Here is a 24759-nt window from a genome sequence, read left to right on the forward strand (position 1 = left end):
AGAAGCGAAGGGAGGGCGCGTCGGTCCAAGGGCCTTTCCCCCGTCTCCGTCATCTCTCGGCGCATTTCCCCCCGGTTCGCACGCGCGGCGCCGCCTGAGCGCCCTCTGCGGCCTGCGTCGTGCGCCAAAGCACATACGCTTCGTAGTCGCCCGGGATAGTGTCCATCCATCGGCTGGCGGACCCCTGCGACCAACCCGCTGACCGAAGAAGCCGCCGGAGTTTGAAACCCCTCCGGCGGCTTCGCTGGATTTACGACGCCGATCGCCGGAGTGAATGGCGACCCTCGGCAGCAGAAGTTGTCAGCCTTTCGCCACTAGAATTTAACCGTCAAGCCAGCAATGACGTTGCGGCCCATTCCCGGCACAGGGCTCGGAACGGGGAAACGGCTGTAGTTGTAATTCGTCCAGACCATGTAGCCCGCCATGTTGAAGCCGCCCAGCGCCGGAAAATAGAGTGTATTGGTCAGATTTTCGATCGCGAAGTCGACCCTGAAATTCTGCCACTCGTAGCTGGTGCGGAAGTTGAACAGCGTATAAGCGGGGGTCATCTGCTCCGCCCTTTGCACCGACACATGCGTCTTCGCGCCGACCGTGTAAACCTCAAAAGTGTTCGTCCAGCCGCCCAATTTGTGTTCCAGGCCGACGCGCGCGTTTATCGGCATGATGTGGTAGAGACCGTCGCCTGCGCGCTGCGACGAGGTCAGAATGTAGCATTGCGTATCCTGGTAATAGTCCTGCAGGGTGACATTCTGCCCCGTGGTTGCGAGGCAATTCTGCGGATTGCCCGCGTCCAGATCGACGCCGTAAGTGTAATTTACGAGCGCGGTTAGATCGAAGCGACCGAGGGTGTCCTCTTCATAGAGTTTGGCGCGGCCATTGGCGTCGACGCCATAGATGATGGCCCTGTGGTTGACGAATTGCAGTTCCTGGAACGTATAGGGACCGGCATTGTAGTAGCCGCCAAAGCGGAAGCTGCTGACGCGCTGCGCATTGATGAAATTATTCACGAAGCTGAAATAGGGAGCGATCTTGGCCTCTATGCCGCGCTCCTTGTCCTTGAAGGCGCCCGAAACGGAAACCGTGTGAGCGACTTCCGGTTGCAGGGCGAGATTGCCGACATAGCCATTGCCGTCGCCAAACTGATTGATCATCGCCGTCGTCATGGAGCTTACGCCCCAGGAGTAACGCTCATAGAGATTGGGCGACCGAGTCTTGCGGGCATAGCCGGCCTCGAAGACCGTATCTTCGGTTGGCTTGTAGCGCAGCTGCGCAGTGATGTTGAAATTCGGATCGAAACGCCGGCGGTCCTGCTGGTTGAAGCGAGCGGCGGCCGTCGCGTCAGGATTCTGCATCTCTCCCGGGCGCCAGAGATTGCCGGAAGTCAGCATGGGCATGATCGTCGGATTGTTGGGATCATACGCCTGGGCCGCGCCGACGTTGGAGAAGACCAGATCGCTGCGCACGCCAAAAAGCGTTTCGAGTTGCGGCGACCAGTTGGTTTCGACCTCCGCGTAATGGCTCCAGCGGTTTCGCATTCCGTTTTGGATGTTCCACTGTGTGAAGGGCGTCATCATGAGCATTTTCATGCTGTAGATGTCCGGAAACGGCGCCATGAAGGTCGTGTTGTCCAGCATCGTCATCACGCCGCCGCCGGGAATCGGCTCCCACCAGTCGTTCAGCCTGAAGCCGTGGAATTCGCTCGCTACCCGCAACAGGAGCCGCTCGTCGATCCTGTGATCGAGGTTGATCGAGTAGCCGTAATCGAGGCCGGTTGTATCCATCGGCATGTTGTTGGGCTGCTTGTCCTGCAAGAAACCCATCTTGTGCGCGGTGGAATTCCAGTAGAGACGCGCGTCGACAACGCCCCAGTCGATCGTTCCGTTATATTTGGCCTCGGCCAGATACCCCCGGTTCCCGATCATATCCATGCGCTGATTGACGAATCCCTGATAGGGGATGTTTTCGTATGCGACGCGCAGCGACGCGAAATGCCCGTCGGCCCGATAGGCCAGGGTTCCGGAATGATTCTCGGAAATGAAGTCTGTCGAGAACGCCTCTGCATTGTTTCCGCCTGCGTTGTAATTGCGGCCGCGCGCCCAAGAACCGTTATAGAGGAAGGCAAAACGATCCATTGCCTCGTTGACCGTCGCCGACGTGCTGATCCCGACGTTGTTCGAGCGATAGGCGCTTGAAATTTCTCCAGAGGCAAGCATGTTCACGTCTAAACCGCGCGCCGACTTACCGGCCTGGAACAACGGCGCCATCGTCCCGCCGACCTGTTTTTCCTCCGAGGCGCCGGGGCTCCGCGCCAAAAACACGGGCGATTTCGGCTCTGCAATGATGGTCCCACCGATGGAGTCGCCCCCCTTGCTGACGGGCACGACCCCCGAATAGACCTCTATCTTCTCGACGTTATTCGAGCCGGTATAGGAGAGCGGCGGGTTCATATGGTTGGCGCAGGCGGAAGTGATGCTCACGCCGCCCGTGAGAATTTTCACACGATCGTCCGCAAGGCCCTGGATAACGGGAAGGCGGGAGACGCCGCCCGCTTCATACATGGTGACGCCCGGCGTCCGCTCGAGAAGCTTCGTAGCATCTTCGGACTGGACGCGCAGAACCTCGATTTTCTGTTCGTCGACGATCGAAGGTCGGCTGATCGGCGCCGTCTCCTGCACGGGCTGTGGCGGCTGCGCCGTCGTCGCCCGAACGGGCGTCGGCCGGCTTGCGGAAACGTAAAGATCCGGGAGCTTCGTCTGGGCGACGGCCTCCGAAACGGCAAGCCGTCCGACGCCCAGAACAATCGCACTGCATGTCAGGAGTCGCGCTTGTAACATCGCTTCACTCTCTCTGAGCGGAAAGCCGCCTGGCGCGCCGAAGAACGCAATCTGTCAGCGACGAGCAGTTTGGGTTTCGAACAGCGGCGGTCGCCGGAAGAGGGGGGACCCTCCTCCGGTAAGCTGACGACGTGGCGCGCGTCAGTATTTCGCGATGACCGGAGCGGAAGCGCCCCAGTTGAAGTGGTAATTGACGCCGGCGCGAGCAATCACGCCGTTTACGTTGACCCGCGTGTGGGGAAAGAGCCCCTGCGCTTCGCCGATCACCGTGCCCATTTGAGCAGGAAGCCCGGAAGCCGGCGTGCTCGCATATCCCTGCACAGTGAGATTGCCCAGATCGTAGTAGAACGCTTCAGCCTTCAAAGACCAGTTGGGCGTAAACAGCCATTCCAGGCCGCCGCCGGCGTTCCAGCCCACGAGCGTGGTCGACGCATTTCCACTCCCAAACCCAGTCTGCGAGTAAGGGTAATTCAGCATGCCCGTGTTGATCCAATTGGTTACGCTCACATAATTGGCGTTCACCGTAGCCCCGCCATAGGTCAGTCCGCCCGTGCCATAGACGAGAAGAGTGGGGGTGACGAGATAACCCAGGCGCCCGCGCACAGTGCCAAACCAGTCGAGGGACGCCTGTACGTTGCCGTAGCCGAACACCTGTCGGTCGGCGTGCGGCATGTTCATTCTACCCATCCGGTAGGAGTCGACGGCGGCTCCCGCATAGCTCCCGGAACCATTCATAGTGGCGCCCTGTATGTCGGCCTCCAGGCCGATGAGCACGTTAGAACCCCACTGATAGTTGTAGCCAATCTGGGCGCCGCCGGCGAAACCGCTCACATTCGCCGAGCCCTGCCCCGAGTTGGCGGCCTGGATCGCCCCGAATGTGCCCGCCAGATTTGGAACCGCCCATGTCGTGAAATAGGTCGACGCATATTGATCCCAGGCGGACGTCGCGGTCGTGACGCCATTGCTGCCGCCAAAGCCGTAGCCGGCGTTCAAACCGACATAGAAACCGCTCCACAGCGGCGGCGGCGGCGCCGGCGGCAACGGCGGGGCCTTGCGAGCGGGAAGGTCGGCGGCGAGCGCGCCGCCAGCGGAAAGCATGAGCGCGAACGCCGCGAGAGAGGCAGTCGATTTCATTGAAGTCCATCCTGGGTTGAAAGCTGCTTGCTGAAGGCCCCCCCCCGCAGGCAAATGGGAAGCGGCCTGTTTTGATGCGCTTGGTTCAGCGTCGATGAGGCTTCGCGTCGACGACGGTCCCATTTCCGTGAGTCGCAAGGGCTCACGGGTCTGCGGAAAAGCCATCTTCAGGCCCCGCAGCCGAGAACAACTCATGCGCTCGACGAAGGCCGTCGTTTCGGAGGATTGTGTTGACGGAAGACGCGCTCCCTCGATCGACGCCTGAAAGACGATCAGGTCGAAGGCGGCCCTTGGGATGTCCACGTGCTCGCCCAGCCCTCAAGGCCGGATGCGAGCGGCGGGTCTTCATGCGCATAACTCGGCTGGTTGGCGCTCTCCGGTCGCAGAATCGCCAGCAGGAGGGCCGAAAGCGGCGCGACGACGAGCCCCGAGCCCTTGTCGCCCGGCATCACGCATGAGGCGCAATTCGTCCCGCCCGCATGCCCGCCCGTGGGTAGGTCCGACTGGGAGCCGTCCTTGGCGCATCTGACGCCGGCGACCCACTGTGAAAGGGTGCCGACCCTGGCGTAGCCCGCGTGACCACCCCCCCGCTCCAGCAGCAAGGAAACGCCCCCTTGAACGACAAGCGAGAAAGCCAGAGCGACCGCGATGAACGCGGCGGCGCATGACTTTCGACGATGGTCGAGCGTGAGCATGGCCGTATATTCGAGAAGCGCCGCCTGAATAGCAACCGCATTCGGCGCGATGCGCGCAGATCGTGTCCAAGTGTTGCTAACCAGCAACGCTCAAGCTATGACGAACGCGCGGCCCCGGAAATCCCGCGCTCTCACGCCGCCGCCAAATTGCGTGACGCAGTCGGCTTTTCGGCGTCGCCGGCTTGCGGAGACTGCAACTTTGAGTTGGTGGCCGGAATGCGTCAATGCGCCGCCAGTCCGAGCAACGCGCGTCCGGGACGACTTTCGTGAGTGGGAGAAAGCCAAATGACGACCGTCGTTGATAACTTCAACCCTGTTCTCACGGGCGTTTACTACGGCGACAGCAATCAAGACGCTATTTGGGCCGGGCATGGCATGCCGCCAGGCTATCTCGAGAACTTCGATTTCTCGCAGGCCGTTTTCTATAGTTTCGAGCAGATCAATTACAACTGGATGGCGATGGACATGCCCGGCAAGGCAACCTTTTCGTCCTCGCAGTTCGGCGCCGGCCTTATCAGCAATGACGTGCAAATCTACGGCGCGTGGGGACGAACGGACTTCATCGTAAACATGACGAGCGGCGGTTCGCTGAACATGTCGGCCTGGCAGTTCGTACAGGGAAAATACTACAATTGGCTCACCGGTGAAGATTATGTATTCATCAATGGCGCTCCCGGTAATGAAACGATCATTGGCTCGCCTGTCGCCGACACATTCGTCTTCAAGGGAAACTCCGCCGACTACAAAATTTCTTCGAATGGAGCGGGGGGCTTTATCGTGAGCGACGCAGTCGCCGGCCGCGATGGCCGCGACAGCATTACCGGCGTGGAGTTTTTTCAATTTCGAGATCAAGCGGTCGCGACATCGAGCCTCACTCCTGCGCCCCCCTCGTCGCCCCCCGCGTCGGCGACGCCTCAGCAATTGTTGCTCGGCCTTTATGCGGCCCTTTATGATCGGGCCGCTGAGATGCCCGGCTATTCCTATTGGGTTGACTATCTCCGCCAGCAACCCGACGCTCGCGGGGTGACATTGGCGAACGCGCATGTGGGAAGCACGACGTCGCAAGACGCAAAGGCGCTCGGGCAGGCGTTTGTCACAACCCAGAGCGCCTTCTTCGACGCGACATACGGCAGGTTGAGCGATCCTCAGTTTGTCGAGGCGCTATACACGAACATCGGCGGGAACGCTGGCGACGCTGGCGGCATTCGATATTGGACCAGCCAATTGCAAGGCCTTCGAAGCGAGGGCCTGGGCACGCAAGCTGCACGCGCTCAAATCGCCGGCGCATTCGTGCAGGCGATGATCAGTTACGATATTCCCGCAAACGCAGCGAGCCTGTCGTCTTCAGAATTCCAAGCTGCGGTCGAGCGCCAGGATTCCTTCAAGAACAAGATCGCCGTTTCACTGGCTTATGCGAATGCGTCGGGGCAGACAGGCGGGGAGATCCTCGTCCCCCATAGCGTCACGGATGCGGCCTATCAGTCCGCGATACGCGCGATTGATCACGTGACGTTCGACGTCCGCACAGTGAACGTCGCCATTCTGGGGATCAACAATTCTGTCGCGCATCAGGATCTGTCACTGATCGTCTGACAAGGGGCGTTGCTCAAGAACTTCGCTGTTGACTTGTGGCTCCGCCATGAACCTTGCCAACATGCTGAGCTCTCGGCGTCCGAGCCGTGGATGCTCGCCTTTTGCGACATCGCGCAAAGGGAGCGCATGAAGACGCCCCCTTGCCGTTTTCGCTCCCAAAGAAACATCACGGGTCCATGCAGTAACAGGCGGAGCCATCGAAGTTATTGAAACCCTCAGGAGCGGCGGAAGCCGTGCTGGCGAAGCCGATGCTCAGGGTCAGAGCGAAGGCCGCGAAGATCGTGATCAGCTTGGTCATGGTCGGCTCCGTCAGTCCTGTCCGTGTTTCGATGATTGACGGTAGCTCATCCAAAAGCGAACTTCGGTGCGTCGGCGCACATGGCCCTTGAGCCGTTTCTCCCTCGGCTAGCGGCCTGCCGCCGCAATGGGAGGCGTTGCCGCCTTTAGCGCCGGCCTTTGTCGCAAGCGTGCCGGACGATGGCTGTCGGCTGCTCGCAGGTAGCTATGTGGCGGCTAAGCTGAGCAAGTCTCAGCCGCCCCTGCCTCTAGCTGTCTGGTTTGATTTGGCGCGCCCGGCACGATTCGAACGTGCGACCTCTGCCTTCGGAGGGCAGTTCCCGCCTCTTGCTCGGGTTTGCTCGCTCTGCCTCGAAGAAAATCACTTGTCTGTAACATACTGTTTTTCATTATCTTCCATTGGTAGCTTTCTTTGAAGCGACTTGATTGGTATTGCTGAGGTTTGCTTTCATGTGGTAGCTATGGGGTTGCTAGCCTCCATTAGCTACCAGGGCGTTCGAGATGCTCACTCTTAAATCCATCGCCACGATTCGGCCGAGCTCGACTGTCTGGGATGATGGCAAGGGCGCTGTGCCAGGCTTTGGGGCTCGCCGGCAGAAGGGCGACGCTGTTTCCTACGTTCTGAAGTATCGGACGGCCGATGGTCGCCAGCGGTGGCAGACGATTGGGCGGCACGGCGCGCCATGGACGCCTGACACGGCTCGCGCCGAAGCGCGCCGCATCCTCTCGGAAGTCGCCAAGGGCTCGGACCCTGCCGGCGAAAAGATCGGGGCGCGGAAGGCTGCGACCGTCGCCGACGTCTGCCGCGAATATCTTGAGAAGGCGGAGGCCGGGAAGCTGCTGACGCGCCGGAAGGTCCCAAAGAAGGCGAGCACGTTATCCACTGATCGGGGGCGCATCGAGCGCCATATCATCCCCCTGCTCGGCCGGATGAAGGTCGCGGCCGTTACCCGGAGAGACATTGAAAAGTTTCAGGAGGCCGTGACTGATGGCGACACCGCCGCTCGCATAAAGACCGGCGTTCATGGCTTGGCTCGGGTTACCGGCGGGCGCGGAACCGCCACGCGCACACTTGGGCTTTTAGGCGCGATCTTCGCCTACGCGATCAATCGAGGGCTTAGGACGGACAATCCCTGCCGGGGCGTTGCTCGCCAAGCAGACGGCAGGCGCGAGCGGCGGCTTTCTCCTCACGAATATGGGGCCCTCGGCGACGCTCTGCGCGATATGCCGGAAAGCGCATGGCCGGTCGCAATCCACGCCGCGCGGTTCCTGGCGGTAACCGGTTGGCGTCGAGGCGAAATGCTGGCGTTACGGTGGTCTGAGATTGACCTTGCGACGCGCACGGCCCGGCTTTCTGACACTAAGACCGGATCATCGATGCGCCCGCTGCCCAACGCCGCCTGCGACATTCTTCGCGCAGTGCCGCGCCTTGGCGACCTTGTGTTTCCCTCTTCGACGACCCCTGACAAACCGATGGCTGGCTTTCATAAAGTCTGGCTGCGCATTGCTGAGCGGGCCGGGCTGCCGGCGGACGTGACGCCGCATGTCCTGCGCCATTCGTTCGCGTCGGTCGCTGCTGATCTTGGCTTTGCTGAGCTGACGATTGCCTCGCTGATCGGTCACAGGAAAAATTCCGTGACGTCTCGATACACGCATCACGCCGACGCGGTGCTGTTGGCCGCTGCTGACGCGGTTGCAAACAGGATTTCAGAATTGATGGGCGACGCGCAGCCTGCTGGCGTCGTCGTCCCTTTCAGAGGATCGGCCGGCGCATCCGCCTGATGCGGCCGGAGAGGGATTGCGCCCCTCACCGGCCTTGTCACGACGCGAACCAGTTGAGGAATCTACATCATGACGAAGGGTATAATAGAGGTCCCAAGCCGTCGGGCAATGCTCGCCGGCCTTGCCGCAACGCCAATTGCCGCACTGCCAGCCGTGGCAGAGTCGCTCGCGTGGCAGGGAGACGAACTTGGTCGTCTTATCGAGGCGCACAAGGAAGCGCGCCGGACATGGCTCGCCGCCTTAAAGCGTGCTGATGCCGTTGTTTGTCCAGTGGTGCCCACCGGCCTAGGAGACGCGCTCCCCGACTACGAACCCCTTACTCGTGAAGTCTGCAAAAGCGTGCTCAAGGGCCTTTACCACATGGAGCGCCGCCGCATCGTGATGATGGAGTGTTGGGATGCTGATTTAGCTCGCCAGGCGTCTGAAAAGCTGGATGCGCGAGAGCAGGAATACCTCGCGAACGTCGACAGGATTTTCGACGAGGACGACCGGGCGCACGAAGATGAGAATGCTGCGGCTACTGCGGAGACGGCTGCGCTCGTAGCGCTTGCGGCCTGTCCCGTGCGCACCCTCGACGAGGCGCGGCGTAAGGCTGCATATCTCCTCGACGAGGACCTCCAAGATTGCCTGCCCGTGCGGGGAGTCGCGGAGGCGCTGCTGCGGTCGTGCGTCAGTGCTCATGTTTGACCCATTGTGAAGAAAGGTTTTTCCGATGTCTGACGCTACCATTACCGAAACGGACACCCCCAAGTCCTTCGCCGAACTAAGGCAAATCGCCCTGCGGATCGCCCAGCAACTGCCCGAAAATCCGGAAGAGGCCAATGCGGTCGCCGGGCTCCTGTGTGATCTGGTCGACTGGCTGCATCCACGCGATTTCTCCGCCGATAAACGGATTGTGGAGAGGCGCGGCAATGACTGAGCGCCCGTCTCTCCTCGATCTGTTCCTTCACGTCCAGCGTCTCCGCCTTGCTCGTTTGCTGCTCTGGATGGCGCGAACAACGTCGCGTTTCGAAGACGCTGCCCACGCGTATGCGCGGCGCGTCTTGAGCCGCTGATTACACGGCGGGCGCAGCGACATGTTGTCGTTCCGGCATGATTGAGCGGCTCGCCATGGCGAGCCGTTTCTCCTTGTGGATAAACGAGCATCGGGGGCTTGATCCGTTACTAACAGCCACCACATCCGCGTTAGTAACAATGGCAGGTAGCAAATGGCTTTGACGAACAGAGTGGGGTGCGGCACGGTTAGGTGAGACAGCCGGCTGCGGTAATTTGAACCGCAACCGGAGATTTGAAAGTGACCAAGGAAGAGAAGGTTAGCGCCAGGGGCCGGCGTTTTTCCGTTCAGCGCAAGATGGCGGTCGTGGCCCGCCTCCTACGCGGAGAGCCGTTGGAACTGGTGGCTCGCGAGACCAATGTCACCATCCAGAAGCTGACCGAATGGCGGGATCGGGCTCTGGCGGGGGCCGCCTCGGCTCTGAAAGAGCGCGAGCGGGATGACCGCGACGATGAGATCGCCCGGCTGAAGGCCAAGGTGGGCGAGATCACCATGGATAACGAGCTTCTCTACGCCAAGATTGACGTCCTGGAAAACAAACGCCCTTTGGCCCGCCGGAGGCCGAGGAAATGAGCCGGGCTCGTTCTCTGTCTTTCGGTCGCATCTATGGATTGTCGCGCGTGACGCGGGTGTGGGGCCTGTCGCGGGCAACCGTGTATCGATCTCGCGTGGAGACGCCTGAAGACACTCCCCGACGTCGACCCGGCCCCATTGGGGCATGTTCGGATGCCGAACTGGCGGATCACATCCGTCGCGAAATCGAGGCCTCTGAATTCCATGGCGAAGGCTACCGGAAGATATGGGCGCGGCTACGAGTCTCCAGCGTGCGCGCCAGTCCCCGACGGGTGCGGCGCGTGATGCGCGAACATGGATTGCTTGCGCCGCATCGAGTGGTGTCGGCGTCGGCCAAGACGCATGACGGCACGATCGTCACCGATCGTGTCAACGAAATGTGGGGAACCGACATGACACAAACGGTTACGACCGATGAAGGCAAGGCTTATGTGTTCGTCGCCGTCGAACACGCCAACTCGGAGGTCGTCGGCGTTCACGCCGCAAAATCAGCCAATCGGTTCGAGGCGCTGGAGCCTGTTCGACAGGGCGTGAAACGCTGCTTCGGCGCGATCGCTCCAGAAATCGCCTGCGGATTGAGACTGCGTCACGATCACGGGTCCAATTACATGTCGGAAGATTTTCAGTCCGAGGTCAAATGCCTGGGAATTGAAGCCTCGCCCTCTTTCGTGCGAGAGCCCGAGGGCAATGGCGTCGCCGAGCGCTTCATCCGGACGCTGAAGGAGAACCTGTTGTGGGTCAGGGCCTTCCGCACGATCGAGGACCTCAGGGTGGCGCTCATCGAATTCGCCGCGCGTTACAACAAAACTTGGCTCGTCGCCAGGCACGGCTACAAAACGCCCGATCAGGTGAGAGCCGAACAGCTTTCGGTTGCCAAGGCAAACATCGCAGAGCTACCCTTGGCCGCCTGAATAAGCGCAGTCGGTTGTCTCAAAACCGGGCCGCAGTACACTTTGACGAACAGAGAGCGGCAGGCGCGATGGCGTGAGCGCGTTAAGGCGCGGGCCTCGATGCCGATTGCCGCAACTTTCCGTGAGTATATGCGCGCCGTCATGACAGACGGCTGGCTCGGTTCGGACGAAGACGCCGTCGCCGCCTGCTCCCGCGCGGCACGAGACGCGGTTCTCAGTAAGACTGACGACGAACTCAGCAACATTATCGACAATGCGTTCTCCCGACTCTTCGAGGCGGAGTATCTCCGGCTCGTGAACGCAAAGCGCCGGTCTGAGCGCTCGAAGCGCCGCCGGGACGAGACTGCCGTTACTAACGACGACCGGCCGCAGGATATCGCCTGACGGCCATATAGACGCGCAGGGATAGGCCGACGGGCCGACAAGCGGGTAAAGCCCACCCGCTTCCCTGCGCACCATTTGGGCTTCGCGAGGGCTCGCGATGGCAGAGAATAGAGGTATGGGCGCGGGCACTCTTCTGAGTGGAGCCGCCACTCCGGAAGACCCGAATTATTCAAAAAACAAGGCCGAAAGTGAAAAGGCGCTGATCGACGCGGCGCGACGTAGGCGCGATGGATTGTCCAAGCTGCGTTCCTTCATGTTCGAGAAATCCGACTGGGCGCTCCAGTGCAGTTCCGTCGAATCCGATGAGAAAGCCCGGCTCCAGAAGCACCTCGACTGCCTGGATAAAGCACTTGAGTCTGTTGACGCGCTGCTGAGGGTTTTATCGCCGGTCCGGCAAAATGACATTCTTTTCGTTGCCGATGAGTTGCTCTGGAATGGTATGGCGATCGGGGCATTTATGGTGCCGCTCCACGCCGTCGCTCGATCCCTGAAGGGATTTGATGGGAAACGCGCTGGGCTGGCGAAGCTTCAGAAATCCAACAATGACCTAGAGGTGCTAGACGAGGCCATCATTGCCGAGGCAGCGCGCCTCGGATGGGAGCTTCGCAAGTCTTCGACTTTTGCTCACGGAATTCGCAAAAAGCTACTGGAATGCGAATCGGTCGCGTGCATTGCGAAGCGAAAGAAAAAGACAAACCCAAGATCAGAGTGGCCTGCAACCAGGACGATAATTCGCCGGGTTGGTGCCATTCTATCAGAACGCCAGAAAACTTAATGCCACTCTGGCAGAATGGCACTAGCAAGCAGAAAACCTTGAAGACAAACGCCTTTCCCGGTGACAAATAGATGCCGTCGATAACTCCTGCAAAGGATGGCACGATGGCTAAAGATATCTCAAGCGGCGACCAATCGGCGTTTCTCGCCAAGCTCGAAGCACTGTTTGACCCCGACACCCTCTTTACTCGCCCGCAACTCTCGGAGATGGCCAAGCGGGCCAACATTCCAGTTGCTGAAAGCTCGCTCGCATCGATGGCGTCGCGCGGCACTGGCCCCACCTTCACAAAATACGGCAGCCGCGCCCTCTATCGCTGGGGCGATTTCGTCGAATGGGTTGCCGGCAAGTCCACCGTGGCCCGCTCGACCAGCGAGCATCGCGCCAAGGCAGCCGCATAGTCCATGGCTGGCCCCTCATGGAAAGGGGCCGCTCTACCCCAGCGCGACGCTGGGAGAAGCGACCCCAATATCGAGCGGCTTGGCGGCGTGCTCGTTGCAGAGAATACCAAAGGCTCGGCAGATTTTCAAACACTCGGCCACGCGGCTGCATCCGTCGTCGAGCAGCTGCGCCTTGCCCATGTTGCGCGCCGCTGTCGGCTTGATCCCGCCTTCGCACGTCTTGTCGTCGATCTGGCGTTTCCGGAGGCCAGACAATGACGGCGCATTACAAGCTTGACCTCGAAGCGATGCCGGCCCCGACCAATGCTCAACTCATGGCCTGCGACGCGGTGCTTGAATGCGCGTCAGCGCTCTCGACGGAGAGCGCCGCCCTCATTGCCGCCGCCGCCAATGCCGACCTCGCCGCAACCGAGGCCCGCCTCTGGACCTGCCGTCGAGCGCTGACCATGGCCGTCACAAGCTGGCGCGAAGCTGTCCCCGCGCTGCCTTCCGACCACAACGGAAATAACAAATGACAGTCTACACCGACACCCTTACAGGGTTGCCATCGCCCGCGCGCATCGACGCCGCAGTCGAGTGGCGCTCAGAGCGTCCGACGCCAACTTACCGCGTTGCGCCACCTGAAGCGCCGGCCGGATATATTCCTGCGTATCACAAGGGCCTCGTGACGCTCACCGGCGCAGAATTGCTGACGCGGGAGTTTCCGGCCCGCGAGTTCCTCTTGTCGCCCTGGCTGCCGTCGAAGGGCTTAGCGATGATCTTTGCCGAGCGCGGTATCGGCAAGACCTGGGTCGGGCTCAATATCGCCCATGCGACCGCTGGCGGGGGATCGTTCCTCCGCTGGTCTGCCTCGCGCCCGTGCCGTGTCGTCTATATTGACGGAGAGATGCCCGCTGGCGCGTTGAAGGACCGATATGCGGCCATTGTGGAGGGAGCCGCCTTTGATGCGCCTGAGGACGGTTTCCGACTCGTTGCGGCCGACATGCAGCCTGACGGACTGCCAGACCTTGCGGACCCGGCGGCGCAGCGCTTTTACGATCACGTCATCGCCGACGCTGATCTCATCATCGTGGACAATCTCTCGACCGTCTGCCGCGCCCTCCGGGAGAATGAGGCCGACTCCTGGGGGCCGGTTCAGGCTTGGTGCCTGAGACAGCGAGCGGCGGGAAAATCTGTCCTTCTGGTCCACCATGCCGGCAAAGGCGGCGGTCAGCGCGGAACCTCCCGGAAGGAAGACGTTTTAGACAGCGTGATCTCTCTCAAGCGGCCCGTCGATTACGACGCCAGCGAAGGCGCTCGCTTTGAGGTCCATTACTCGAAGGCGCGTGGATTTTGGGGCGACGCCGCCGCGCCATTCGAGGCCCGGCTTGTCGAGGGCAAATGGCTCGTCGGCGAGATCATGATTGACGACAGCGCCGACACAATGCGCGCCATGAAGGAGAGCGGCGCGACGGTGAGGGAGATCGCCGAGCGGCTGGGCATGTCCAAGTCGGCGGTGGATCGCAAGCTGAAAGGAGGACGGGAATGAGCCTCCGGGAGCTAGCTCAAAAGCATCTGGCCACAATGGCAAAGCCTATGTTGTCCCAGCGGGACAACCCTAGGAGCGTCCCAGCGGGGCAAACCGCCAAAACCCCATATTCTTCTAGGGACTCCGCTGTCCCAGCCTTGCAAAATAGCGGGACAACGCAAGCGCGGCTATTTGAGATGGTGGGACAGGTTGTCCCGCTGGGACAGTGGGAGCCAGGTGGGACAGCCGGGACAAGTGGGACAGCTGGGACAAATGGGACAAGCGGGACAGAAACCGCGCCCATGTTCTCTCCCGCCGCAATGCAGCGCGAAGCCGACCGGCGAAACCTGCAAGCGCTCCGCAATGGCGTAACCGACCGTTGGTGCGCCTGTGGACGCCTTGCGCGGCTGGCGTGGCCTGATGGCAATCGGCGCGAGGTCTGGCGCTGTGATGATTGCGCGCCCACCGTAGGGAGGGCGTGACCATGCTCGATGAGCCAAAGGTCCTCGTGCCCTACGACAAGAGAGAGGCGATCAGCCTGCGCACGGCAGCCGGGATCGCGGGGCGCTCCGAGAGCACGTTGCGCAGCTGGTGCCAGAATGACTTCATCGGCCGGCGTGTCGCGGGTGGCCCGTGGCAGGTCAGTCGCCCGGCGCTCCTGATGTTGCTAGACGGCGACCGGAAGGCGCTGCTGGCGTATCTCGCAGGCGACCGCGAGAGCGAGATTGTCCTCGCGTATTTCCAACGCGCCGCCGTGCCGGTGCCGAGGTGAGGAACCCAATCACACCTAGGCGAGCCGTATCTTGCGCTCGCCACCCCCGTTACTGCCGCCGCTTAACTTGGCGCTGACTTTGATCTTCATGCAACTGCAGACATGGCGATAAGAACGCCCATTGCGATCATGCATAAGGCCTGAACAAAATAAAAACCGAAGCGAACACCTGCGACGATATTTGTCTGTTCGAAAAGCAGATGCGTCGTACTCTGGCAGACTCTGGCGAGGAGGATCGTTAACGCCAAGGCGTCGAGGATCGGGCTTGAGATGTGAGCCGATAGTTGCACCACCACGAGGGCCGTGTAAATCGGAAGATTCTCGACGCAATTCATGTGGGCCCGCATCGCTCTGCGATACCACTCGCTGCCCTGCGCCTCATCGGCGCGCCAGACGGCGATAGCTGTGCGGCCGGTTAGGATGCGAGTCCAGCGATAGACGCCCACCGTCGCGAAGAGGATGAGCAACGTCCAGGCGGCAAAGCCGAGCAAGACCCAGACAGGGATCGGCATAGAAACCTCCTTACGAGGGACTGCGAGCTGCAATCTGCCGGAAGAGCGCAGGCCTTTTCCCGCTCGCTTCTCAGCCCTTGCCGGCGTTTCGGACCGCGACACTTAGGGCGGATATCGTGGTAACGCGGGAGGAGAGGCGATGCGTCCTTATGTTCTGGCTTTAGCAGCCGCGGCTCTTTTTGCGACTCCAGCATTCTCGGCAGGGATAGAATTTGGTCCCGGCGGCGTACGTGTAGATCCGGGATTCGATAGAAGCTACCCTCGCCATTACGGCTACCGTGGGGATTGTCGAGAGCTACGGCGGGCGTGCCTCTACAAAGAGGAGTTGGGCGAGGTTGGCCAGGGCAATTGCGCGAGATATCGCCGTCTTTGCCAATAGATGACGGTTCGGAAGCCACCACACCGGCTCGGGGTAGGGCCTCCACAGGCCCTCGCCCCACCCCGCCGCCTCCGCGTCACACACCATTGATCAAGGCCAGCAACGATTCAGAAACAGCTGAGACGGAACAGAACTTTGTTCCTCTCATTTCCCTGCTGTCCGCCCGCGCTAAGAGGCGGCTTCGAGGGAGGTTCCGATGGAAAAGCATTCCTTCTTGCTCGTGCTTCTCGGATTCCTAAGCATCGGTGCTGTTGCAACGCTGATTGTCTTGTGAATGACGGCGTTTGGCGGGCGTTGGGTATTTCATCCCAAAATACAGTCCCGGGGCGGCCTCACCGTAGTGTCTGACCAACCCAGTTTCCATCGCGCGCCGGGCGTAACGCTCCCTCGCGCCTTGGAACAGCGGTGCGAACTACGGCGCAACATTGGTGGCGGTCAGTGCCTTTCGGCAACCCCGGGCCGCCAGTCGACGCCGGCGGCGGAAAGCTTCTTCGGCGCGCCAAAATAACCCCGAACCTCAGGCGGAACGCGTGCAAGCTTTTCGTTAACGAGAGTGATCGCCTGGGTGACGCTTCCCCTGATATCAAGCCCCGGCCGTTCAACCCAGCCGGCTCCCAAGCACTCAGAAAGTAGGTCAAGTTCGTCGTGCTTGACTTTATGAGTGACTAGTTCCGCTAGAATGTCCTCAGCGGGGATACTCAGCGCGCGTGCGAGGGCGTCGAGCGGCGACTCGCCTTTGCGCCACCCTCCAATATAATGAGCTATAATTGCGTGCTTCGAGGCGCTCCACTCGGTGTCGATGTTGGGCGTCGGTCTGATTTGGTCGAAGCACAAGCGCGTCTGCATGGCGACTGCCCCATCTCAGTCTCGGTCTTACATCAGAAGACTTCGTCGGCGTCTAGCTATCAATTCCATTGCATTGAGTTGCCGGCCGTCACAGCGATCCTGAAGGGGCCGCGCTCAGCCTGGAAGGTAACTAAGCGCGCCCAATCGCCCAGCTTATGTGAGCCGAAAGCCGATTAAGGGCCGCCCAAGGACGGCATGGGGGGCAAGGACCGAATTGCCTGGCCAACACCGGCATAAGTTGACGCGCCCTGTTGGTTGACCGTCGCGGTATTACTCAGATTGCTGCCCGCCTTCCCAATGGCGACTTGTTGCACCCCATAGAAATCCACGGCGCTGTTTTGGGTGGTGTTGTCTACGTTGTTCTGACCAAACGACACGCCGGCTTTGGCGCTCAGCAGCGGGTTGTTGCCGAAGTTAACGCCGATGAAGCTCGGTTTGACGCTGATGGCATTTTGCGCTTGCGCCTGAGCGGCTGCGATTGAGACAAGAACGGCGACTGTTAAAAATCTCATCTTCTGCTCCTCGATTTTCGGCTGATATGCCGATTGCGACCGGCAGGCCGCGCGCTGCCTTGAAGAGAAGACCGCGGCCGTCGTCAGCCGCGATCCTTTTCAAACCAGGAGAGCAAGCAATTATCTCACGGAGCGCCGAAGTTCAGCGGAACCTGCGCCTGGATGACGGTCGCCTTATTGATGGCGTCGCCGCCCTTCGAAGTGTTGCCAATCGACTGACTGATGGTGGCTGACTGCGACAGATCGCCATGCCACTGGTTGACCGGGACCTGCGCTTGCACGACGAAAGCCTTGTTGAGCGCAAAGCCGCCCTTCGAGGTGTTGCCGATCGACTGATTCAGCGTGAGCGACTGGGTCAGATCGAGAGCAAATGCGAAGCTAGTGGAAAGAACCAGAGCCGCAGAAATAAGAAGGAGCTTCCTCATGAGTATTCTCCATACTTGATTGAAGCTGCCTTTTGGCGCTTCAGGTGAGGAAGTAGGCCGTGGCAAGGACACGCACAGGCGCCTCTTTGGATAGGTGTCCATACGGGTTAAGTATTTTCACGCATAATCTCTGTGGTAAATCCACAGCTTTGCAGAGGCCTGGAAGGCAACAAGAGGGCCAATTGTCCGCAGACCAGCTAAGGCGGAACGCGTGTATAAAACGCAACCTCCGCAAAGGCCGCAGCATCTGCAGTCCGTTTGTAGCCCCGCGCACCGGTTTGTAGCACGCTCCTATCATGCGCAAGGAAGCACAGACCGCCGACACCAACGCCGCGAAGTTTGTTGAGGTTATCCGCGCCCGCGCGCCGAGGGGCTTTTGCGCGGCCATCCGTGTAGCGGCCCGGACGGCCCAAATGACGCCGAGTGAATTTATCCGCGCCACCCTGTCTGAAAAGCTTCAGAACGCGCTACAGCAAAATCGAGGGGCAGGGGAACGCTGAGATGGCGGGCTTTTGTCCTGCCCTACGCGTTTGGCAATCAATTGTTTGAGAGCCCGGGGCTGAGAAGGGCAGCGGAAGTTGCCGTCGCTCTGTCGCTTGCCCTGCAACATGGCGCGCCGGTCGCAGAGATACGCGCCGCTCTACCCCGCGAAACGGATGGCCGCCCTGTCGGCGTCGCCGGCGCGGTCCTGGACGTGATCCACGGCGCGCACATTAAAAAGGAAACCTTGTCCGATGGTTGATGAGACGCCGCGAAATAGCGCGGGGAAAACGCGAGGCCGTCCTTTTGAAGCCGGCAATCCTGGAAAGCCGAAGGGCGCTCGAAACCGGGCTACGCGGGCCGCAGAGGCGCTCCTGGACGGCGAAAGCGAGGGGGAGGTGGGCGCACAGATCATCGCCGTGGCGAATAGGCTTGGCGATGCAAGACGATGACGAATTCATTTTGCGCCCCTTCGACGCTCGGGAAGCCATCCGCGTCAATGTGGCGGCGCGACTGGCGGGAGTTGCGCCACGGACGATTCAGTACTGGTGCACCGTGCATCGCATCGGCCGCCGCGTCGGTGGGGGGCATTGGCGCGTGTCGAGGGTGGCGCTCGCGATGCATCTCGACGGGGACGAGGAGGCATTGCGCCTGTATCTCGGCGGTGACCGCGCCAGCACCCGTGTCGCGGCTTATTTCCGCCGCGCGGGGCTATAGCGGCGTCGGCGTCAGTCTTTCCGGAACCGGCACCAGACCTGAAATATCTCATGCAAGGAATGTAGCATCTCAAAGGTATTGACGGTCTTGCCGTCCGGAGACTTGGCTGCGATCTGATCTAGGGCCGGCCCTATTTTGCTGATGGCGTCTCGCTGCACCTCGGCCAAGGCTTCTTCGATGGTCGGCCATGGCTCCATGCCTGAGGGCAGACGCCATCCAGGATGCGGATCGTAGACAATCGCGCGCACGGCGGAGACTATTATCTGCTTGCCTTGTTCAGATATCTTCCCGCCCGTGCAAGACTCCCAGCTTGTGATCGCTGCGTGAATTTTTTCTGCGATATCGGCCACGGAACCCAGCTGTCGGTCTGAGTGGATTTTCGGAGTGCGAACTTATCTGAAGCCCCCAGATAAGCCCGCGAGGGAATCGCGGGAGCACGGCCTAAGCCATTTGAGGGGAAGCCACAACCTATGAAGGTGGACCCTACCTGAGCTTTCCTACAACTCGATAATCATAGAACTGCGCGAATGCAGCTTTGTTTCGTCGCCGTGCGTAAATGTCGTGCTATCCGCTGGGCAACTCAGGACAACGCCAGCAATGAGGGCGCGGGCTCGGACGGCTGATCAGCGATCATGTTTCCGTCAATGAAAAACACCGCATAACCCGCAAGGGCCGCAAAAGCGACGTGGCATGTTGGACTCGGCGCACTTAAGATTCTTCGCATGACGCCGCATGAAACACAGCAAATCGCCACTGCGCTCGCCGCCGTCGTTGACGCTGCGTTGTCGTCGCTCGATCCGTCGGGCGTGGCCCTTCGCCGGGTGGGCTGGCACCTGCGCGAAGGGCTGAAGCTCGCCGAAGAGATTGGCGCGGCTGATAATGACGCCGCCAACATCGTTCGCGCGTTCGTCGAGAACATCGAGGAGACTGAGACAGAATGACTGATGACGCCCCCGCCCTTCTTCAACGCCGCTTCCAACTCGCTGAAAGCCAGCGGAGCGAATTTTTTGCGACGGTCGAGGAGCACATCAAACCCGACGACGTGCTAAATCCTGGCTTCTGGAGACATGTCGTCTCGCAGTTGCGGCCTTACGACGAGATCGTTGTCGCTAGCGACTCATGCGAATGGCGGATGCATCTGTTGGTCGCCGACGTTTGGCATGCTGGCGCGCGCTGCGTTGAGCTGAGCCGTCACGATATGAGGGGCGAATCTGAAGAGGATCGAAGCGTCGGCAACGACCTTCGCGTGAAATGGCGTGGCCCGGTTGGCCGCTGGTGCGTTGTGAGATCGGACGGTGTCGCTCTCAAGTCCGGGCTCGCGGACAAAAATATCGCCCTCGAAGCGCTGGCAGCGCTCGCTTCTGAACGCGCCACAGTTGGTTACTAATGCCCGTCCTGCATAACCCTCGCCACGAAATCTTCGCGCAAGAGATCGCCAAGGGCGCGTCTCAGCGCGAGGCTTATCGTGCGGCGGGTTATGAGGGCGAGAACGAAGACGCGGTGGATGCCAGCGCCTCTCGATTGTTAACCGATGTTAAGGTTGTGCTAAGGGTCCAAGAGATTCAGGCCAACGCCGCCAAGCGCGCCGAGATCACAATCGAGCGCACGCTACTTGAATTGGCGAAGATCGGTTATTCCGACATTCGGAAGGCTGTCCGATGGGGTGAAGGCGTCGCCGTCAAGGACGTGGATGGCAATGAGACTGTTAGTAACGGCGTCTCGATGCTGGATAGCGCCGCGATCGACGACGACACGGCAGCTGCCATCGCGGAAGTCGCCCAAACCCGCGACGGGATACGGGTCAAGTTCCACGACAAGCTCGCCGCGTTGGACAAGATTGGCAAGCACCTCGGCATGTTCTCAGAGAGGGTGGAACTGACGGGCAAGGATGGCGGGCCGATAGAAACCAAGGGCGACGAAGCGCTGACCATCGAGACGGCGCGCAAGATCGCGTTCCTGCTGGAGACTGGCCGGCGAGCGATGGAAGGGAAGGCGAAGAATGGGGTTTGACCCTCTGACGATGGCGGCGGCGGGAATATCCGCTGGCGGCACCTTGCTGAGCGCCTATGGCGACTATAGCTCCGCGAACGAACAGGCGCGCACCCTCGACGCGCAGCGCTACTATGACGTTCTGACCTCGCAATATAAGGCCAAGGCGCTGAATGACGCCGCCAACCAGGCGATGGCCAGTTCACAGCGTGAAGCGATGGCGCGCGTTGAGGATAAGAACCTCGCCTTGTCCAGGGCGCAAGCGGTTAACGCCGCGTCGGGTGGCGGATCGTCTGACGCGTCATACGTCAACACCGTCGCCGGCATTGAAGAGCAAGGCGAATATAACAAGGCCGTCGCCCTATTCGCGGGCGAGACTGAGATGCGCCAACTGAATTATGAGGCCCAGAACGCCCTAATAGAGGGTCAGAATGCCGCGAACGCCCGTGGCTACCAAGCGGGCCAATTGAGGCGACAAGGACGAATGAAGGCCGCTGGAACGCTTCTCTCCGGCGCGGCGGGGTTCTTGAAGAGATACGGGGATCGGGTCCAGCTACCGGGGACCGTCTCTGATCATGACGTTGCCATTGCAGAGGCGCAGCGCAAAGCTGCAGAGGAAATGGCCGCCAGAACCTCGCGGGACCTTGAGCGCAAACATGACCAGATGGAACGGGAATCTATGCGCGCCCTCCGCCGAATGATGTCCGGGCGATATCGCTCCTCCTACGATGATTATGAGTGGGACGACTGATGGCGCGCGACATGTTCAAATCGGCTGAGGCGCGCGAGGCGTTTAAGACGGCGTGCCGGTCTGCGTTCAATGCCAAAAAGGCGCTGCTGGATTTCCTTGAGTCCGTGATGCAAGGGGAGTCGGCGCGGACCCTGGACGCCATCGAGGAAGCGGCAGAAGAGGCCCGAGAGGCGGCGGCGGCGTGGGAGTTGTTCACACGGCTGTCTGGGTCCGCGCGGGGCGAGGGGGTGCGGCTGAATTGATATCCTTCGGGCGGCGCAACGTGCACTGCTGCTGCTAAACGGCGTTCAAGCGAAAAAGACTGTCCCAACATCGCCTTTCTAGGATGTGAACATCGAAAGAAGGGGTTTGGCGGACTGTCAGGGAAGAGTTCACCGCCGCGTCTGACTCCGCGAGGTGGATGTTTCATGGCCGAAGATGAAAAACCCAGGCAACTTGTTACGCCGCTCGAAGAGCTAGAGGCGAGACTGGCAAAAAACCCCCGAGCGCAGCGCATTGTCGCGAGCATTCTTGCGGATTTGAACCCGCCCAAGAAATGGGAGGGCGCAGTTCGCGAGGCAATCCTGCGAGAGTTGGAAACCCACGGCGCTTTAAGGCGGTGCTAGCCAGCGGACGGGGCACGTTGATTGGGAATTCTACAGCGCAAGCCCCGTTAAAAGCGAAGCTGATGAATCAGCGGACGCGGATGAAGTAGCGCCTCGTCGTCTGTGCGCTGCCGCGCATCCGCGAAGGCGGATTTATGCCATGCGGTTTCCATCGTGTTGGATTTAGTCAGCTTGGTAGCTGGAGCGTTTAAAGCCTGTGATTCCCATCCTACTTTCCTTCGGCGCTGCGGCGTTCGGCGTCTCCGGCGTCGTTCTCGCCATCGCCACCTATAAAGTTGCGAAGGATAGCGACTGGGAGGCTGCGAGAACCGGCATCGTGCTCACAACAATCTGCTTTGTTTTTGCAGGCGCGCTGGGTATGGCGTCTATCGTCTTGATGGCTGGCTCTTCGGCCTTCTTTGGCGCATTTATAGGCCATCTGGGCCGACTGCCACGCCCGCCCCGCTTAGCGACGGGTCGCGCAGCGCGCTCTCTACGCCCTGACGACCAAGCGGCAGAAATCTAGCTTCACCGTGCCTGCCGAGCGGCTTTCGCCTTCCCTATAGAGGCGAGAACACGCCATTTGCTTTCATTGTTGGGAAACACGACATCCACGCGCTCAGCAGAGGTTAGGTAAAAACGCGCCGCACGGGCATCGAGTGAGTCGGTGCGTGAGATGTGCTCGAGCGGTATGCTCCTCCGCCAAATTGCCAGCGGCAATTGCGGCAACGGCCACCGTGGGAACGAAATTACCCCCCCGCCGGCACGGATTCCGAGCAATTCGGAGACAAATGCCTGCGAACCGAAAAGCGCACACAACCAGGCCAGGAAATGGTTTTGCTCTGTCATTTCAGGCTTGTTGAACACGACAATAGCGGCAGGAAGCGCGGTGAAGACGAACCAAAGCGTGCAGCTTTTCCAAGACCGAACGACAATCGCCTGTGATCCCGTCCACACAGCTTGCGACATAACTCTACCCCACGCACCACGTCTCTTTCCTCCATGAGGGAGGGAGATTTTAGTTCCCAGTCGCATCCGACCGCAACTGTGCCGTAGAAGTATTAATGAATTGGGCAACATCAAGTCAGCCCGCTTGAGCTAGAGGCAGAACGTCTGGTTGGGAATGAAGGCTCCCGGGAGTCGCGTCAAGCCTCTCATTCTGGCAACGCGATCTCTAAAACGGGCACGCCAAGCTTGTGGGCTTCCTTCAAGAGGACCTGGGTACTTTCGCCTCCGCCGAAAGCGATGATCAAGTCCGGCTTGCTCGCTCGCAGCATTCTTAAGTTGCGGTGGATTGTCGTTTCTCTCCGGCTTTTGCGCTCGAAGACGTTCACCGGAATACGCCGGGAGGCTGCCCAACTGATACCCAAGCGTTCCGCGCCTCCCTCATTTCCGCCTATGATTTCGGAAAAACTTCTGTCGGCATGCAATTCATCCATCATCTCTAAAACGAAGGTTCTTGCAGCACCTGCTTTTTTAATTTCGGTGGCTGCACCGAGGTGCAATGCGTTTGGGTCCGTTCTGCCGACGTTACGTCCGCCGCATACGATGGCTCTCATAGCAGGCCTCCCTTTTCGGCCTTTTATTTGTTCCTACCCTAGCGGACTCCTCTCTGAGCGCACGTCACTCCCAAGGCGCAGCGCCGAAAGCAGCGTCCTGGGACAAGAGAAGCGCTGCCGGCCACCGGAGGATGCCAGACGTTTAGCTACCAATCACCCGTGGACTTGCCAACATGCGCAGCCTCGGCATTTGCGTCGTGGACGCTACCCGCCGCCTGCGCCTGCGGTCATCACGCCAGCGTCGATATGGCGGGGCTGCCTGGGCCCGTCTAAGTCCCGTCCCTAAAGCGCCGGCTGCGCTGCTCGGCCTGTGGCTCGCGTCCAGAGGATGTGCGGCCTGGTCGCAATACAGGGCGAGAGAGGCCGCGCCGACCCCCAGCGCCGCCTCCTTTTTATCAAACCAATCTCTCAACCATGTCAGAGAATCAAGGCGCGGTAGGGAGCCAAGGAGGAAGGTTCCCAATCCCACTTGTCAGCCCCTGCCCCGGGAACTCCAACTTGCTCCCTTGTCCGGGGAAAGTCTCCTTAGGCCCCCCCTGCGGCACATCGAGCGTAGACGGAGGGAAAAGCCCTTCGGGCGTCTTCCCGGTAAATCCCGCCGCCGCCTGTCCCGGAAAGCTGAGCGGAGGCAAACCTAAAGGCGCAGCCATAGCAGTCGTCGCACCCCAAGTGAGTACAAGCGCTAAGCCGATGGACTTGAAGTTAGTGTTTCTTCGCATGAAGATAATCCCTCGATCTCATCCCATCCAGCCACGAACCGAAGCATGAGGACGCCCCCAACAAAGTCAACGTAATGCAGTGGAGCAGCCGCAAGCTTAATCACAGTTCGAGCCTGCCTGTGGCACACAGGCCACATGATCGTCGGGAAGCACCCAGCCACTCGGGTGGCAAGCAAGAGAACGGGAGCTGATTGCCGAATATGAGGCTATCCGCGGTGTCTCTAAAGAGCAGGCGCGATCGCGGGCCAGGTGCGCGATGGAATGGGAAGGATGGCGGTTGCCGAAAACGGGCGCGAGTGTTTCGCGGGGCTGAACTTTGCGTCGAGCGGCATCGGCTATGATAGCTAGTGAGAGATGCTTGCCGGTAGCTATGTGGTAGCTAACCTCGGCAGGTCTCGGCCGACCGCGTCTGTAAGGGATTGATTTGACTGGCGCGCCCGGCACGATTCGAACGTGCGACCTCTGCCTTCGGAGGGCAGCACTCTATCCAGCTGAGCTACGGGCGCGTGACGCGAGTCCGGGTCTTCTTCTACAGGAAGCGGCGGCCGCCTGCAACGTCGGAGCCGCTTCTGGGCCA

At 60.4% G+C, this 24759-nt stretch carries 29 protein-coding genes, 2 tRNA genes and 1 pseudogene; 18 read left to right on the forward strand and 14 right to left on the reverse strand.

Annotated features, from left to right (window positions below; all coding sequences use genetic code 11):
* Positions 1-314 precede the first annotated feature (314 nt).
* From ACETII_RS03020 to ACETII_RS03030, 3 genes are all read right to left on the reverse strand, one after another.
* Positions 315-2834: a TonB-dependent receptor gene (locus ACETII_RS03020; RefSeq protein ID WP_472787052.1), complete on the reverse strand. Its 2520-nt coding sequence runs from the start codon at positions 2832-2834 to the stop codon at positions 315-317.
* A 141-nt stretch (positions 2835-2975) separates the two neighbouring features.
* Positions 2976-3968, reverse strand: a complete 993-nt coding sequence (locus tag ACETII_RS03025; protein ID WP_472787053.1) for an outer membrane protein — start codon at positions 3966-3968, stop codon at positions 2976-2978.
* A gap of 272 nt (positions 3969-4240) precedes the next feature.
* Positions 4241-4750 (reverse strand): hypothetical protein, encoded by a 510-nt coding sequence (locus ACETII_RS03030; protein WP_472787054.1) that lies wholly within the window; start codon positions 4748-4750, stop codon positions 4241-4243.
* 198 nt (positions 4751-4948) lie between these two features.
* Here ACETII_RS03030 and ACETII_RS03035 point away from each other — a divergent pair, with 198 nt between their 5' ends.
* Positions 4949-6256, forward strand: a complete 1308-nt coding sequence (locus tag ACETII_RS03035) for a DUF4214 domain-containing protein (protein WP_472787055.1) — start codon at positions 4949-4951, stop codon at positions 6254-6256.
* A 166-nt stretch (positions 6257-6422) separates the two neighbouring features.
* Here ACETII_RS03035 and ACETII_RS03040 read toward each other — a convergent pair whose 3' ends face one another.
* On the reverse strand, positions 6423-6554 hold the full coding sequence (locus tag ACETII_RS03040) for a hypothetical protein (RefSeq protein ID WP_363349559.1): 132 nt from the start codon (positions 6552-6554) through the stop codon (positions 6423-6425).
* Between the two features lie 266 nt (positions 6555-6820).
* Positions 6821-6898 (reverse strand) — tRNA-Ser (locus ACETII_RS03045).
* Positions 6899-7054: 156 nt separating this feature from the next.
* Here ACETII_RS03045 and ACETII_RS03050 point away from each other — a divergent pair.
* The 7 genes and pseudogenes from ACETII_RS03050 to ACETII_RS03080 all read left to right on the forward strand — a co-directional run bounded on the left by ACETII_RS03050 (position 7055) and on the right by ACETII_RS03080 (position 12430).
* Positions 7055-8335, forward strand: a complete 1281-nt coding sequence (locus tag ACETII_RS03050) for a tyrosine-type recombinase/integrase (RefSeq protein WP_472787056.1) — start codon at positions 7055-7057, stop codon at positions 8333-8335.
* Between the two features lie 69 nt (positions 8336-8404).
* Positions 8405-9022 (forward strand): hypothetical protein, encoded by a 618-nt coding sequence (locus ACETII_RS03055; protein WP_472787057.1) that lies wholly within the window; start codon positions 8405-8407, stop codon positions 9020-9022.
* 25 nt (positions 9023-9047) lie between these two features.
* Positions 9048-9254 (forward strand): hypothetical protein, encoded by a 207-nt coding sequence (locus ACETII_RS03060; protein WP_472787058.1) that lies wholly within the window; start codon positions 9048-9050, stop codon positions 9252-9254.
* A gap of 369 nt (positions 9255-9623) precedes the next feature.
* Positions 9624-10873, forward strand: a pseudogene (locus ACETII_RS03065) (IS3 family transposase).
* Between the two features lie 99 nt (positions 10874-10972).
* Positions 10973-11257, forward strand: coding sequence for a hypothetical protein (locus ACETII_RS03070; RefSeq protein WP_472787059.1), 285 nt, complete (start codon positions 10973-10975; stop codon positions 11255-11257).
* 115 nt (positions 11258-11372) lie between these two features.
* Positions 11373-12032 (forward strand): hypothetical protein, encoded by a 660-nt coding sequence (locus ACETII_RS03075; RefSeq protein WP_472787060.1) that lies wholly within the window; start codon positions 11373-11375, stop codon positions 12030-12032.
* A 104-nt stretch (positions 12033-12136) separates the two neighbouring features.
* Positions 12137-12430 (forward strand): hypothetical protein, encoded by a 294-nt coding sequence (locus tag ACETII_RS03080; protein ID WP_472787061.1) that lies wholly within the window; start codon positions 12137-12139, stop codon positions 12428-12430.
* A gap of 33 nt (positions 12431-12463) precedes the next feature.
* Here the strand turns inward: ACETII_RS03080 and ACETII_RS03085 are convergent, their stop codons facing one another.
* The gene (locus ACETII_RS03085) at positions 12464-12685 is read right to left on the reverse strand and encodes a hypothetical protein (RefSeq protein WP_472787062.1); all 222 of its coding nucleotides are present in this window, start codon (positions 12683-12685) and stop codon (positions 12464-12466) included.
* Between ACETII_RS03085 and ACETII_RS03090 the strand changes: the two genes are divergently transcribed.
* The 3 genes from ACETII_RS03090 to ACETII_RS03100 all read left to right on the forward strand — a co-directional run bounded on the left by ACETII_RS03090 (position 12685) and on the right by ACETII_RS03100 (position 14709).
* Positions 12685-12945 carry a hypothetical protein gene (locus ACETII_RS03090; protein ID WP_472787063.1) on the forward strand — a complete coding sequence of 87 codons (261 nt, stop codon included), beginning with the start codon at positions 12685-12687 and terminating at the stop codon, positions 12943-12945. The two genes, ACETII_RS03085 and ACETII_RS03090, sit on opposite strands and share 1 nt — an antisense overlap.
* On the forward strand, positions 12942-13958 hold the full coding sequence (locus ACETII_RS03095) for an AAA family ATPase (protein ID WP_472787064.1): 1017 nt from the start codon (positions 12942-12944) through the stop codon (positions 13956-13958). Before ACETII_RS03090 ends, ACETII_RS03095 begins: the two co-directional genes overlap by 4 nt.
* A gap of 463 nt (positions 13959-14421) precedes the next feature.
* Complete coding sequence (locus ACETII_RS03100) at positions 14422-14709, forward strand: hypothetical protein (protein WP_472788211.1); 288 nt, start codon at positions 14422-14424, stop codon at positions 14707-14709.
* 86 nt (positions 14710-14795) lie between these two features.
* On the opposite strand, the gene ACETII_RS03105 is transcribed toward ACETII_RS03100, so the two are convergent.
* The 4 genes from ACETII_RS03105 to ACETII_RS03120 all read right to left on the reverse strand — a co-directional run bounded on the left by ACETII_RS03105 (position 14796) and on the right by ACETII_RS03120 (position 17383).
* Positions 14796-15221, reverse strand: a complete 426-nt coding sequence (locus tag ACETII_RS03105) for an MAPEG family protein (RefSeq protein ID WP_472787065.1) — start codon at positions 15219-15221, stop codon at positions 14796-14798.
* An 814-nt stretch (positions 15222-16035) separates the two neighbouring features.
* Positions 16036-16446, reverse strand: coding sequence for a hypothetical protein (locus ACETII_RS03110; protein WP_472787066.1), 411 nt, complete (start codon positions 16444-16446; stop codon positions 16036-16038).
* Between the two features lie 173 nt (positions 16447-16619).
* Positions 16620-16958 (reverse strand): hypothetical protein, encoded by a 339-nt coding sequence (locus tag ACETII_RS03115; protein ID WP_472787067.1) that lies wholly within the window; start codon positions 16956-16958, stop codon positions 16620-16622.
* Positions 16959-17083: 125 nt separating this feature from the next.
* Positions 17084-17383, reverse strand: coding sequence for a hypothetical protein (locus tag ACETII_RS03120; RefSeq protein WP_472787068.1), 300 nt, complete (start codon positions 17381-17383; stop codon positions 17084-17086).
* 296 nt (positions 17384-17679) lie between these two features.
* Here ACETII_RS03120 and ACETII_RS03125 point away from each other — a divergent pair, with 296 nt between their 5' ends.
* Positions 17680-17883, forward strand: coding sequence for a hypothetical protein (locus tag ACETII_RS03125; protein ID WP_472787069.1), 204 nt, complete (start codon positions 17680-17682; stop codon positions 17881-17883).
* Between the two features lie 418 nt (positions 17884-18301).
* A complete protein-coding gene (locus tag ACETII_RS03130) occupies positions 18302-18580 on the forward strand; it encodes a helix-turn-helix domain-containing protein (protein WP_472788212.1) in 279 nt (92 codons plus the stop codon).
* 11 nt (positions 18581-18591) lie between these two features.
* Here the strand turns inward: ACETII_RS03130 and ACETII_RS03135 are convergent, their stop codons facing one another.
* On the reverse strand, positions 18592-18930 hold the full coding sequence (locus ACETII_RS03135) for a hypothetical protein (RefSeq protein WP_472787070.1): 339 nt from the start codon (positions 18928-18930) through the stop codon (positions 18592-18594).
* A gap of 372 nt (positions 18931-19302) precedes the next feature.
* Between ACETII_RS03135 and ACETII_RS03140 the strand changes: the two genes are divergently transcribed.
* Genes ACETII_RS03140 through ACETII_RS03160 form a run of 5 tightly spaced genes read left to right on the forward strand, consistent with a single transcriptional unit; the run spans position 19303 to position 21562 of the window.
* Positions 19303-19521, forward strand: a complete 219-nt coding sequence (locus ACETII_RS03140) for a hypothetical protein (RefSeq protein ID WP_472787071.1) — start codon at positions 19303-19305, stop codon at positions 19519-19521.
* Entirely contained in the window at positions 19518-19967 is a 450-nt protein-coding gene (locus tag ACETII_RS03145; protein WP_472787072.1) for a hypothetical protein, read from the forward strand. Before ACETII_RS03140 ends, ACETII_RS03145 begins: the two co-directional genes overlap by 4 nt.
* Entirely contained in the window at positions 19967-20590 is a 624-nt protein-coding gene (locus ACETII_RS03150) for a terminase small subunit (RefSeq protein ID WP_472787073.1), read from the forward strand. Before ACETII_RS03145 ends, ACETII_RS03150 begins: the two co-directional genes overlap by 1 nt.
* Positions 20580-21320 (forward strand): WH2 domain-containing protein, encoded by a 741-nt coding sequence (locus ACETII_RS03155; protein WP_472787074.1) that lies wholly within the window; start codon positions 20580-20582, stop codon positions 21318-21320. The genes ACETII_RS03150 and ACETII_RS03155 overlap by 11 nt, the downstream gene beginning before the upstream one ends.
* Entirely contained in the window at positions 21320-21562 is a 243-nt protein-coding gene (locus ACETII_RS03160) for a hypothetical protein (protein ID WP_472787075.1), read from the forward strand. The genes ACETII_RS03155 and ACETII_RS03160 overlap by 1 nt, the downstream gene beginning before the upstream one ends.
* An 870-nt stretch (positions 21563-22432) precedes the next feature.
* Here the strand turns inward: ACETII_RS03160 and ACETII_RS03165 are convergent.
* The 3 genes from ACETII_RS03165 to ACETII_RS03175 form a co-directional block, all read right to left on the reverse strand.
* Positions 22433-22873 carry a hypothetical protein gene (locus ACETII_RS03165; RefSeq protein WP_472787076.1) on the reverse strand — a complete coding sequence of 147 codons (441 nt, stop codon included), beginning with the start codon at positions 22871-22873 and terminating at the stop codon, positions 22433-22435.
* A gap of 185 nt (positions 22874-23058) precedes the next feature.
* A complete protein-coding gene (locus ACETII_RS03170; RefSeq protein WP_472787077.1) occupies positions 23059-23463 on the reverse strand; it encodes a hypothetical protein in 405 nt (134 codons plus the stop codon).
* A gap of 1148 nt (positions 23464-24611) precedes the next feature.
* Positions 24612-24688: transfer RNA gene (locus ACETII_RS03175), tRNA-Arg, on the reverse strand.
* Positions 24689-24759 lie beyond the last annotated feature (71 nt).

It is taken from the genome of Methylocystis sp. NC52PC (assembly GCF_055698645.1).

Coding starts and splice junctions, on each gene's coding strand:
- ACETII_RS03020 (WP_472787052.1), bottom strand. CDS start 2,834: ATGTTACAAGCGCGACTCCTGACATGCAGTGCGATTGTTCTGGGCGTC.
- ACETII_RS03025 (WP_472787053.1), bottom strand. CDS start 3,968: ATGAAATCGACTGCCTCTCTCGCGGCGTTCGCGCTCATGCTTTCCGCT.
- ACETII_RS03035 (WP_472787055.1), top strand. CDS start 4,949: ATGACGACCGTCGTTGATAACTTCAACCCTGTTCTCACGGGCGTTTAC.
- ACETII_RS03040 (WP_363349559.1), bottom strand. CDS start 6,554: ATGACCAAGCTGATCACGATCTTCGCGGCCTTCGCTCTGACCCTGAGC.
- ACETII_RS03050 (WP_472787056.1), top strand. CDS start 7,055: ATGCTCACTCTTAAATCCATCGCCACGATTCGGCCGAGCTCGACTGTC.
- ACETII_RS03055 (WP_472787057.1), top strand. CDS start 8,405: ATGACGAAGGGTATAATAGAGGTCCCAAGCCGTCGGGCAATGCTCGCC.
- ACETII_RS03060 (WP_472787058.1), top strand. CDS start 9,048: ATGTCTGACGCTACCATTACCGAAACGGACACCCCCAAGTCCTTCGCC.
- ACETII_RS03070 (WP_472787059.1), top strand. CDS start 10,973: ATGCCGATTGCCGCAACTTTCCGTGAGTATATGCGCGCCGTCATGACA.
- ACETII_RS03075 (WP_472787060.1), top strand. CDS start 11,373: ATGGGCGCGGGCACTCTTCTGAGTGGAGCCGCCACTCCGGAAGACCCG.
- ACETII_RS03080 (WP_472787061.1), top strand. CDS start 12,137: ATGGCTAAAGATATCTCAAGCGGCGACCAATCGGCGTTTCTCGCCAAG.
- ACETII_RS03090 (WP_472787063.1), top strand. CDS start 12,685: ATGACGGCGCATTACAAGCTTGACCTCGAAGCGATGCCGGCCCCGACC.
- ACETII_RS03095 (WP_472787064.1), top strand. CDS start 12,942: ATGACAGTCTACACCGACACCCTTACAGGGTTGCCATCGCCCGCGCGC.
- ACETII_RS03100 (WP_472788211.1), top strand. CDS start 14,422: ATGCTCGATGAGCCAAAGGTCCTCGTGCCCTACGACAAGAGAGAGGCG.
- ACETII_RS03105 (WP_472787065.1), bottom strand. CDS start 15,221: ATGCCGATCCCTGTCTGGGTCTTGCTCGGCTTTGCCGCCTGGACGTTG.
- ACETII_RS03110 (WP_472787066.1), bottom strand. CDS start 16,446: ATGCAGACGCGCTTGTGCTTCGACCAAATCAGACCGACGCCCAACATC.
- ACETII_RS03115 (WP_472787067.1), bottom strand. CDS start 16,958: ATGAGATTTTTAACAGTCGCCGTTCTTGTCTCAATCGCAGCCGCTCAG.
- ACETII_RS03120 (WP_472787068.1), bottom strand. CDS start 17,383: ATGAGGAAGCTCCTTCTTATTTCTGCGGCTCTGGTTCTTTCCACTAGC.
- ACETII_RS03125 (WP_472787069.1), top strand. CDS start 17,680: ATGCGCAAGGAAGCACAGACCGCCGACACCAACGCCGCGAAGTTTGTT.
- ACETII_RS03130 (WP_472788212.1), top strand. CDS start 18,302: ATGCAAGACGATGACGAATTCATTTTGCGCCCCTTCGACGCTCGGGAA.
- ACETII_RS03140 (WP_472787071.1), top strand. CDS start 19,303: ATGACGCCGCATGAAACACAGCAAATCGCCACTGCGCTCGCCGCCGTC.
- ACETII_RS03145 (WP_472787072.1), top strand. CDS start 19,518: ATGACTGATGACGCCCCCGCCCTTCTTCAACGCCGCTTCCAACTCGCT.
- ACETII_RS03150 (WP_472787073.1), top strand. CDS start 19,967: ATGCCCGTCCTGCATAACCCTCGCCACGAAATCTTCGCGCAAGAGATC.
- ACETII_RS03155 (WP_472787074.1), top strand. CDS start 20,580: ATGGGGTTTGACCCTCTGACGATGGCGGCGGCGGGAATATCCGCTGGC.
- ACETII_RS03160 (WP_472787075.1), top strand. CDS start 21,320: ATGGCGCGCGACATGTTCAAATCGGCTGAGGCGCGCGAGGCGTTTAAG.
- ACETII_RS03165 (WP_472787076.1), bottom strand. CDS start 22,873: ATGTCGCAAGCTGTGTGGACGGGATCACAGGCGATTGTCGTTCGGTCT.
- ACETII_RS03170 (WP_472787077.1), bottom strand. CDS start 23,463: ATGAGAGCCATCGTATGCGGCGGACGTAACGTCGGCAGAACGGACCCA.